The sequence below is a fragment of the Variovorax sp. 10N420 genome (assembly GCF_056394705.1).
Genome location: NZ_JBFTIJ010000028.1, coordinates 1 through 10,432, shown reverse-complemented (window position 1 = coordinate 10,432; position 10,432 = coordinate 1). Strand labels below are relative to the sequence as shown.

The window sequence follows — 10,432 nt, the reverse complement described above, 5'->3', positions numbered from 1 at the left end:
CAGGCCGGCGTGGGCGCGCGGGACAGCATCGAGCAGCTCGCCCAGCTGCCCGGCATGGGCTGGATAGAGCAGCTTCAGAACGATCCGAATCTCAGCGGCAAGGTCGACTGGGCGAAGGTCGAGGAGGCGCACAAGGACTGGAACTACAGTCAGCAGGGTTTGACGCCTGAAGGCGCTGCCATCGTGACGGTGGTGGTCAGCTACTTCACCTGGGGGGCCGCCAAGGGAGCTGGAGTCGCAGCAGGCGGCGCCGTTGGCGGCGGCACTACGGGCGCTGTAGTGGGTGGCGCGGTGACGGCCGGCGTGAGCGCTCTGGCCGGTCAAGCCAGCGTCGCGCTGATCAACAACCAAGGAGACATCGGCAAGGCACTGGACGAGCTTGGTTCGAGTTCGAATGTGAAGAACCTGCTGACGGCCATTGCCACGGGTGGCGTGCTGGGCGGGTTGAACCTGAATCCCACGGGCTTGCCGACGGCGGGCAGCGGCGCCCAAGAGTTCATGAAGCAACTCGGCCAAAACCTCACGGCCAGCGCAGCAACGGCGGTGATCAGCACGGCGATCAACGGCGGCAGCTTTGAGGAGAATCTGAAGCAGGGCCTGAAGAGCGCATTGCTGAACACCATCGCGGCGCAAGGGGCTTCCGCTATCGGGGACTTGAATCTCGACGACTTCAGCAACAAGGTGGCGCATGCGCTGGCCGGGTGTGCCGTCGGAGCTGCCCGCACAAACGGCAGTTGCGGCGCGGGCGCGATCGGAGCGGTCATCGGCGAGATCAGCGCAGAGGCGTTCGGATTCGACGAGAACGGCAAGCCGAAATTCGATGCCACTCAACTCGCCGCGATGCTCGGGGGCATCGGCGGTGCAATCGCCGGCCTGGACGCGGACCAGATCAGCCAGGCGGCCGACGCCGCCGCGAATGCCGCCGCGAACAATGGCCTGAAGCACTATGCAGAGAAAGCGCTCGGCAAGCTGCAAGACGCGCTCAAGGCGATTGAGATCAAGCCACTCGTCGAAAAGCAGCAACTAATTCGCGAGTATCTCGACGCGGCCGGTGCACGAGGTGGCCTGACCGAGATCGAGATAGCCACGCTGGGCGTCATGTACGCGGCCAACGAGGCCTTGTTTCCGACGAGCGTGCTGGACGTTTTGCCCGGTGGCGGCAAAGCAGTTAGTAAAGTAGGCACACTAGTCAAGGCCGGGGCAAAGGTTGAGGATGCTGTCAAGGTAGTAACGGCCGAGACGAAGCTCGCCGGCAGCGCCGGTCAGTTAGCTGCAAAGGCGGAGCAGTTTGAAAAGGACATTGCAAAACTGCCTGTGGGAGAGCGAGTTGCAATAATTAAACAAGAAGTGAAGGATGTTGTGGCTGCGAATGACTGGACCAAGGACTCGCGCTTGAGCCGAATGAATGATCGCGACGTGTATCGCACGCCGTCCGGCGATCTATATTCCTTAGATACCCAGCATGGAGCCTGGGAAAAAATCAATCCAAAATCAGGGGCGCACGAAGGGCAGTTTAGGTTGATTGATCTAGCGCCGCAAAAAATTGCCGATGCATCCGGCGGTCACGACTTGAGGGTGAAATGATGGACTGGGAAAAGCTGGTGGACAGCGAGAATCCTGCACTACACCGAGGCTATCTATTGAAGTTTCCTTCTCACTCACCTTTTGAGTCTGAAGTAGTCATGATGGTTTGTGGGCTGCCGGATGGTGGACGCCGACTAGCTTCGGTCGCTCTCATGACAATTACGGGCTACTGTGCTGGAATCAATCCTTACGTTGAATTTCCACCCGACGCGGTTTTAGATGGGACGGGAATATCCAAAGATTGGCTGATCACTAACTGGAAGCGGTGGGTCTGGCCTGATGGCAACGTTGAAGACGTGCGGATTCGCAAGGAACTCGCGGCAGCAGATCTGTAGATTGGGGCACACCCAAGGACTTATTGGAAGTTCACTATGAATGTGAGCTTTCTGTAGCGCGCTACCCCAGATTTGCGCGAACGCACGGGACCGTCGGGCCAGTCGGCCAGCTCGCGCAGCATCCCGATGGTCGTTCGCACCAGCACGCCCGAGACCCGCTTGCCCACAGCGAGCCTGTTTCGCACCCAGCCGGGCGCGACCGCCCATTACCTGATCGAGACCGATCCGCGCTTCGCCGACTATCGCCAATGGCTCAGCAGCGACTACCTGCTCAACGCCCTGGGCTTCAATCCCGACACAGTGCAAAAGCGCCTGGGCGATGGCTTCTATGAGCAGCAACTCATTCGCGAGCAGATCGCCCAGCTCACCGGCTACCGCTACCTGGACGGCTACACCAGCGACCAGGACGAGTACACCGCGCTCATGAATGCGGGCGTGACCTTCGCCAAGCAGTATGGATTGACCCCCGGCATCGCCCTGACTGCCGCGCAGATGGCCCAGCTCACGAGCGACATCGTCTGGCTCGTCGAGCAGACCGTGACCCTTGCCGATGGCAGCACCCAGCAGGTGCTCGTGCCCCAGGTGTATGTGCGCGTGCAGCCCGGGGACATCGACGGCTCCGGCGCGCTGCTGGCGGCTGATCGCCTGAGCATCAAGAACAAGGCGGGCGAAGGCGACTTCACCAACAGCGGCACCGTGGCCGGCCGCTCGCTCGTGTCCATCACGGCGGACAACATCGATAACCTGGGTGGGCGCATCTCGGGGGGCAATGTGGCGCTGGATGCCAGGGGCGATATCAACGTCATCGGCGGGACGGTCGATGCGCGTGATTCGCTGGTGGCGACAGCCGGGCGCGACGTCAATGTCGTGACGACAACGAGTAGCGCGCAGAGTACGCAGTCAAGCGCCACCGCAATCGATCGCATTGCGGGCCTTTATGTCTCCAATCCGAACGGTGTCCTGGTCGCCAGCGCCGGCAACGACATCAATGTGGTCGGTGCGATCGTTGCCAACACGGGCGCGGGCAGCCGCACACTCATCAACGCGGGACATGACATCAATCTTGGTACGGTCACCGAAGCCAGTTCGCGCACCTCGGTCACCGACAGCCGCAATTTCCACTCCGAATCGCAATCGCAGGACATCGGCAGCCAGATCGTGGGCGGCGGCAACGTCACGCTGAGCGCGGGCAACGACATCAACGCAAGGGCAGCGGGCGTGGCCGCGCAGGGAACGCTGGCTGTCATCGCAGACCACGACGTCAATATCTCAGAGGGCCGCGCGACCTCTTCGACAGCCACCGCGTCCTACAAGGAGAACAAGTCCACCTTCTCCAAGTCGACTTCGACACAGCTCAGCTCGGAATCGACCAACACCTCGGCGGGCAGCAGCTTCAGCGGCGCCGATGTGCTGGTCTCCGCCGGAAACGACATCGCGATTCGTGGCAGCAACGTCACTGCGCAGGACCAGTTGTCCTTGAGCGCCGGGCGTGATGTTCGCGTCGAAAGCGCTCAGGACCAGGCCAGCGGCGGCAGCTACTCGGCTTCCAGCCAGAAAGGCATCTCCGCGAGCTTCAAAAGCCGCCTGAGCTACAGCAGCGGCTCTGCCAATCACGCCGAAGCCGGCAGCAGCACCACACAGGTGGGCAGCACCGTGAGCGGCGCCAATGTGAGCGTCGATGCCGGCCGAGACGTGCAGGTCATCGCCAGCAACGTGCTTGCCGACAAGAACATCACGGTCACCGCCGGGCGCAACATCGACATCCTCTCGGCCCAGGACACGCAGGACTCCGGCACCGCGGGCAGTCAGCGCGGCAAGACCTACGGTGCCATGCCCGGTCTCGCGCCTCGGCAAACTGCATATTCGAATGTGAGTGGCAGCGAGAACGGCACTGGCCATTCGAGCACCGCCGTCACCAGCCTGCTGAGCGCCAACGGCGGCAACCTGACCATGGTGGCAGGCCTCGACAGCAAGTACGCTGGAACGGGCCAGGGCAACATCACCACCGAGGGCGCCGATCTCCTGGCCCAGAACAAGGTCGCGCTGTCCGGGAACGCCGTGAGCCTGAACGCGGCCACGTCAACCGGCAGCAGCACCCACAGCGCCGAGTCCAAGAGCCACACGATCGGTGCGCAGTTGACCGGCTACGTGGGCAGCGTCGTCACGCGCGCCTACGACATGGCCGAGGAGTCGAAGCACACCGAGGACAGCCGCCTGAAGGGTGCGCTCCAGCTCAAGGCCGGCTACGACGCTTACAAGCTCGCGACCAGCGGCGCATTGCAGAACGGCGTTCAGGGACTGGGCGCGGCGGGCACCGGCGGGGATCCCGCCGGCTCTGCGTTCGGTGTGAGCGTCAGCGAGCAGCGCAGCAACCAGCGTTCGACCACCGCCGAGACCTACACCGAGCAGCGCGGTACCAACATCCAGGCCGGCAGCATCGAGATCACGGCGCGCGAGACCGATATCAACATGCAGGGCGCCAAGCTCCAGGCACAGAACATCAGCCTGGACGCGAAGCGCGACATCAACCTGATCGCGGCCGCGAACACGGCCGCAACCGTCAGCAATAGCAGCGGCCGTACGATGGGAGGCGGCGCCACCTTCGGCTTCGGCTCGCAAAACGGCATCAGCTTCCAGGGCAACATCGGCAGCAACCAGGGCAAGGCCACCGGCAACGAGGTCCACTACGACAACACCCTGGTCACCGCCACTGACACTCTCAAGACCAAGAGCGGCAATGACACCAATCTCATCGGTGCGCAACTGGCCGGCGACAGCGTCCAGATGGACGTCGGCGGCAACCTGAACATTGAGACGCTGCAGGACCAGACGAACTACGCGAGCAAGCAGACCAGCAGCGGCCTGGACGTGAGCATCTGCGTGCCGCCCATCTGCTATGGCGAATTCGTCACCGGCACCGCCAACGCCTCGCGCCAGAAGGTCGACCACAACTACCAGAGTGCCACGGGCCAGAGTGGCATCGCCGCAGGCAGCGGCGGCTACGACATCGACGTCAACGGCAACACCGACCTCAAGGGTGGCGCGATCACGAGTACGGCGACGGAGGACAAGAACAACCTCGCCACCGGCAGCCTGACCTTCAGCGATCTGGAAAACCGTCAGAGCACGAATTCGAGCAGTGATTCGCTCAGCCTGAGCTACAGCTCGGGAGCCAACGGCTATACGCAGGGCACCAGCCTCGCGAGCAACGCCGCGCGCAGTGCGTCCAACACGGTATTGGGCAACCTCAATGGAGGCGGTGGCCTGCCTGCGGACAACGATCAGTCGGGCAAGACGTCGAGCGTCATCAGTCCAGGCAACATCAAGATCACCGGGACTGGGAACAAGGAGATCGATGACCAGAGCGCGGCCAACGTCGCGACGCTCACTTCCAGGGACGCGGAAACGGCCAACGGCGCGCTCATCAATACGCTGACCTTGCAGCAGGCCCAGGAGATTCCGAAGTTGCAGCAGCAGGCGGCTGACCGCCAGCGTGCTGCGCAGCTCGTGGGAAGCGTCGTGGACAACGTGATCGGGGACGTGGCCGCCGAACGTGGTTGGCCCGAAGGCAGCGCAGAGAAGATCGCGCTGCATGGGCTCGCGGGGATCGTGCAGGCGAGGATTGGCGACGGTAGCGCGCTCGCAGGCGCGGCGGCCGGGGCCGTCAATGAGGCACTGCTGCCGGTGATGGAGGACTATCTCAAGAGCCAGGGCATCAACCGCTACAACCCCGACGGCACGCCCAATGCGGAGTTCAATGCGCTCCTGACTGCCGGGTCGACCATGCTGGGGGCCGGAGTTGGCGCGGCCACGGGTGATGCCGGGCTCGGCTCAATGGTGGCGACCAACGCCACGACCAACAACCGCTTGCTGCACAACGATGAGAAAGCGCGTTTAGCCCAAATGCAGGATGGCAAATCGCCCGAGGAGCAGCAACGCTTGGCTGATGCCGCGTGTGCCTTGGTGCACTGCGCCTATGGCATTGACCCGAGCGCGCCAGGGTATGCGGATGCCATGATGTCCCAGAACCGTGGGGCAGACTACGCCTCTGAGCAGCGGGCGTTGCGCAACAGCGGCATGTTCGGCTACAGCATGACCGACATGTCGCTGGACACGGCGAAGAGCCTCGGATACCCACTTCTCGATCAGTTGCAGAGTGCCGCTCGAGGCGCTGTGGGGCTGAAGGATGCGGTGAAGGAGGATTTCAAGAACACGGTGGCATCGCTCAACCCACCAGAACTTCCACCGGACCATCCTGGTAGCGACGGGCCGAACATGAGCGGTGGCGCCGGTGCGGTGGTGACGCCGCCGACAGTCGTCTGTACGCCAGCAGGCTGTGTGATGACGCCGCCCGTGGTGGCGCCTATCGGCTCGCCGGGGTACGTGCCGGACAACTCAACGTTGGCGACGGATGGCCAACCATCCAATGCGAAAAATGAACAAACGAATATGCTGGGCGCAAATGGCGCGCAGTTTTCGAGCAAGACAATTTGGCGCGGAGATGGAAAAGAGCGAATCGATGTTGAAAATCCCAATCCTGGGCAGCGACCCGGGCAAATACATTACCAAGACAACGCGGGAAATAAATACTACTACGATCCCGCCCTCAAGACTTTCTACGATCAAAAAAGCGGCGACCTAGCGCCAAAGTCAGTTCAGAATTTGCTAAACAATTCCCAGTTTCAGAAGGCCATTGAAAGAGGGTTGATTCAATATCTTGGAGAGCTAAAATGAGAGTAATGAATGAGTCAATGCAAAGGCGCTTGGAGAAAATTTCAGAATCGCCGTTTTTGAGTTCTGGGTTAAATGAATTGATTCAAAATGGCTTTATCTGCGCAAGGGGATTTATTTTTTGGAAATCTCTGTTCCGAGATGGGGCGTTGCCGAACGAGGATTTCATAAAAAAACACTACCTCGATGCATCGGGGTATGAAAGCGCCGTCAATAAAATTCACATCGAGGACTACTGTGAAGATGAGACTCTGGAGAATGCACTAGCCTTTTTAAACGTCTTCGAAAATAAATGGAAAGCCAGTTTCAAGGAGAGATGCGTGGCGATTATTGGGATCGACGATGGGGAATTTGGACTCTCTTGTAGTTTTAGGTTCCATGTTAGGAGAGACAGCGAAAAATGGATCGATGTAAAAAATATTAATGCACTTTCAGATCCCATTTTGATATCGGAGATTTAAGCAAGTGCCGCTCACTGGCATGTTCGGGTTCAGCGTGACCGACATGTGGCTGGACACAGCGAAGAGCCTCGGATAGCCACTTCTCGATCAGTGGCGAGTGTCGCCGGAGGCGCTGTGGGGCTGAACGATGCAGCGAAGGAGGATTTCAAGAATACAGTCGCATCGCTCAACCCATCGGAACTTCCATCGGACCACCTTGGCGGCAACGGGCCCAACATGAGCGGTGGCGCAGGCGCGGTCGCTAATTCAGATGGATCTCTCTCTCTGGATTCTTGGATCCAAAAAATAAGGTGAAGTGAATGAGTGAATTTGAAATAGACTTTGTTAGCGATGTAAATCGACAGCATTTGATGGCGGAGGTGATCTTTAAAGGCCAAAGACTCTGCATTCTGGACAAAGAGGGTGGGAATGATAAAATGGGAATAGAGTTCCTTTCGGATATTTATATCCTACCGGAAAGCGTAAAGATGAAGTTCAATCTTTCTGAATTTGTGAAAATTCTTGGGGTTGCCAAATCCGAGCTGGAGAAATGCGCATAAAAGTGGATGCAGGATTCCACAGCCATTCCCAGCAATTTGGAATACATCACCGCGCGCCGGACCGACACCAACATGCAGGGCGCCAAGCTCTAAGCACAGGGTCTCGCCTACGGCATGGACTCCGATGCCCCTGAATGTGCGGACGCCTTGATGTCCCACAGCCACGGGGCGGAATACGCTACTGAGCAACAGGCGCTGCGAAACAGCGGCCTGTTCGGCTACAGCATGACCGACATGTCGCCGGACACGGCGAAGAGCCCTGGGTGCCCACTTCTCGGATAGATCAAAACCGCTAAACCTCTCGACAATTCCGATCGATGTGAAGTGTCAGCTTGGATTTAAAGGAAAATAAATGCTATTTGGAGAGCCTGACAGATTTGCGATCTGGTTCGACCCGGTGGAATCGTGGCCTACGACGGTGCCGGCTACCCAAAGCCCGAGTACAACCACATCGGACAAGCCGGCGATCCCGAGTTCATCCTCGAGTCTCAGTTCGGCACGAGCACCCAATTCAAGACCAAGCTCGACGCCGCCCCTGTGGTCAAGACGGCGGAGCAACTTGCGCTTGACGCCGGTCGGGCGGCAAAACCGCTAGGGCTGGGATCCACCGGTCGTTCTGTTGCCAACAATTTGCGTGAGCAGTTCGCGCTAGAGCAGGCCATGTCCAACCCCGCTGCCGATCAAGTCCTTCGAATTGCCATGACTGATCCACGCTGGCCGGCATCCGATGGGTAGATGAAAATGAGCCAAAATATTAATGGCATCGAAGTTCATTACGTGAGAAATACCATCACGAACGCGACAGACGATTTCAACTTCAAATAAAGACCAACTTATGCGAGTTTTTTGCAAATTTAATTCGGGGCGCAATCTCCCCTCAAACGCATTGCGAAAAGGAGAGACCGATCTCGTCGAATTTACTCAATTGAGAATCGGGGAGATTAGTACGGTATACGGGCTCATGTTCTCCAAGACTGGGGTTGAATTCCTCATGTCGATCGGAGATTGCGGTGGACCTACTTGGTTTCCCTCTCGATTGTTCGACGTTAGACGATCGCCTTCCAAGTTGGCGTTTTCTATCTACAGCTAATGACAAAAATTTTTCGGAGCTACTGACTCAATTTGATGTCACCGCCATCATCGGGTATTCTGAACTAACTGAAAACTATGCACATTACAATGGAATCTTGGAGCGTGACATCGAACAACTTAGGATTTTCTTTTCTGAAAAGATTTTTATCGATGAGTGGCAGGCAGGACTGCCATGATCTCGCGCGGGGATCAATTTGATGCAAAGATTTTTGGCGGTAGTTGCGACATTTTCTCTTGCAGCTTGCGCCTACGACGGCGCTGGCTATCCAAAGCCCGAATACAACCACATCGGACAAGCCGGCGATCCTGAGTTCTTCCTCGAGTCCCAGTTCGGCACGAGCACCCAGTTCAAGGCCAAGCTCGACGCCGCCCCTGACGATGACTGCGTGGGCACCCAGCGCGTCGCGTACTTGCAAGCCATGAACTCATTCTTCCGTCGACCCGATGCGCCGGGTCCTTGGAAATTCGTCGCCCCAGCTGGAAAGCCCGTCCTGATCGCGGGCCAGTGGGTGCGCTATTCCACCTCCGGCTTCGACTACCTGAGCAAGACGAACCTCGTCTTCCCCGGCGGCAGTTGCCCCTGGGCTGCAAAGACGATGATTCCGCAGGCGGGGGCAACGTATCTCGTGCGCCTCTCCGGGGTCGGTCCGACCTGTGAACTCTCAATCAAGGCAGCAGATGGTTCGCCGGTTGAGACCCACGACGCGCCGAACTGCGCGCGCCCTCAATAAAACATGCCGCCGTCTCGGCAAAAAGCGTGAGATCAATCTGGTGAGCTATCACTGAGAGTCGATCGCACCTCGCCATCACAGGCCCGCGACATCAACGCCCGCCAAGCCACCGTCTCCAGCGGAGACGGCCTGCTCCTGGTGCATGCGGACCGCGACATCAACATCGGCGCCGGACAGACCACGCAACTGGAGATCCAGGGCAAGCAGACGACGAGCAAGGGGACCTTCAAAAGCTCCACCACGACCACGAACAGCAGCGCGGAAAGCACCACCAGCGTGGGCAGCAGCTTCTCGGGCGGCACTGTGGCGATGACGGCCAACAACGACATCACCATCGAGGGGTCGCACATCAGCGGCACCAATGGCGTGCTGGTGGACGCCGGACGCAACCTCACGGTCTACGAGGGCCGCAATACCTCCAGCGCCAGTCTGGAGACCGACACCCAGACCCGGGGCATCGGCTTTGGCGGCGGAAGCCTGCCCATCGTCGGCCCGGTCAAAAAAGGATCCGGCACCGGCATCGAGGTCTCCAGCAACACCGCATCGGCCAGCACCATCCAGAGCAGCCAGGGCGGTGTCTTGCTTCAAGGAGGAGGCACCGTCACGCTGCAGGGCGTGCAGGTCGATGCCGCCAAGGACATCACCATCCACGGGGGCAACGTCGACATCCACGCGGCAGTCGATGGCCAGTCGCTCGCGATCGCCCACAAGAGCAATGACCTGAACCTGGGCAGCGAGACTTGGTACCGCGATCCGAGCACGGGCTTCAATGCCAAGAAGACGCAAGAGGCAGGAATCACCGACACCTCCCTGGCGCGCACCACGCTCAACGGCGCCAACGTGAACATCACGGCGGAGGACACGCTCGCGATGGCCGGCACCACGGTGAACACGCCTGGCAAGTTGAGCCTCACCGCCGACACCCTGGTCCTGGGCACGCAGGCCACCGAACACGGCAC

At 59.5% G+C, this 10,432-nt stretch carries 9 protein-coding genes; all 9 read left to right on the top strand.

Features of this window, described 5'->3' with window-relative positions; genetic code table 11:
• Positions 1 to 1,584: DUF637 domain-containing protein (locus AC1DEK_RS29940; protein WP_478128958.1), on the top strand; the 1,584-nt coding region annotated here is incomplete at its 5' end.
• Positions 1,581 to 1,919, top strand: a complete 339-nt coding sequence (gene imm45 / locus AC1DEK_RS29935) for an Imm45 family immunity protein (RefSeq protein ID WP_478128957.1) — start codon at positions 1,581 to 1,583, stop codon at positions 1,917 to 1,919. The genes AC1DEK_RS29940 and imm45, both read left to right, overlap by 4 nt.
• Positions 1,920 to 2,045: 126 nt before the next feature.
• The gene (locus tag AC1DEK_RS29930; protein WP_478128956.1) at positions 2,046 to 6,653 is read left to right on the top strand and encodes a hemagglutinin repeat-containing protein; all 4,608 of its coding nucleotides are present in this window, start codon (positions 2,046 to 2,048) and stop codon (positions 6,651 to 6,653) included.
• Positions 6,650 to 7,111, top strand: coding sequence for a hypothetical protein (locus tag AC1DEK_RS29925; protein WP_478128955.1), 462 nt, complete (start codon positions 6,650 to 6,652; stop codon positions 7,109 to 7,111). Before AC1DEK_RS29930 ends, AC1DEK_RS29925 begins: the two co-directional genes overlap by 4 nt.
• 299 nt (positions 7,112 to 7,410) lie before the next feature.
• Positions 7,411 to 7,650 (top strand): hypothetical protein, encoded by a 240-nt coding sequence (locus tag AC1DEK_RS29920; protein ID WP_478128954.1) that lies wholly within the window; start codon positions 7,411 to 7,413, stop codon positions 7,648 to 7,650.
• A 405-nt stretch (positions 7,651 to 8,055) separates the two neighbouring features.
• Positions 8,056 to 8,385, top strand: a complete 330-nt coding sequence (locus AC1DEK_RS29915) for a hypothetical protein (RefSeq protein WP_478128953.1) — start codon at positions 8,056 to 8,058, stop codon at positions 8,383 to 8,385.
• 275 nt (positions 8,386 to 8,660) lie between these two features.
• Complete coding sequence (locus AC1DEK_RS29910) at positions 8,661 to 8,918, top strand: hypothetical protein (protein WP_478128952.1); 258 nt, start codon at positions 8,661 to 8,663, stop codon at positions 8,916 to 8,918.
• Positions 8,919 to 8,939: 21 nt separating this feature from the next.
• Positions 8,940 to 9,473 carry a hypothetical protein gene (locus tag AC1DEK_RS29905; protein WP_478128951.1) on the top strand — a complete coding sequence of 178 codons (534 nt, stop codon included), beginning with the start codon at positions 8,940 to 8,942 and terminating at the stop codon, positions 9,471 to 9,473.
• Between the two features lie 51 nt (positions 9,474 to 9,524).
• Positions 9,525 to 10,432 (top strand): hemagglutinin repeat-containing protein (locus AC1DEK_RS29900; RefSeq protein WP_478128959.1); only part of this gene is annotated, 908 nt, incomplete at its 3' end.

Excerpts from the sequence above, each read along its gene's own strand:
- imm45 (WP_478128957.1), top strand. The coding sequence starts at position 1,581 with ATGATGGACTGGGAAAAGCTGGTGGACAGCGAGAATCCTGCACTACAC.
- AC1DEK_RS29930 (WP_478128956.1), top strand. The coding sequence starts at position 2,046 with ATGGTCGTTCGCACCAGCACGCCCGAGACCCGCTTGCCCACAGCGAGC.
- AC1DEK_RS29925 (WP_478128955.1), top strand. The coding sequence starts at position 6,650 with ATGAGAGTAATGAATGAGTCAATGCAAAGGCGCTTGGAGAAAATTTCA.
- AC1DEK_RS29920 (WP_478128954.1), top strand. The coding sequence starts at position 7,411 with ATGAGTGAATTTGAAATAGACTTTGTTAGCGATGTAAATCGACAGCAT.
- AC1DEK_RS29905 (WP_478128951.1), top strand. The coding sequence starts at position 8,940 with ATGCAAAGATTTTTGGCGGTAGTTGCGACATTTTCTCTTGCAGCTTGC.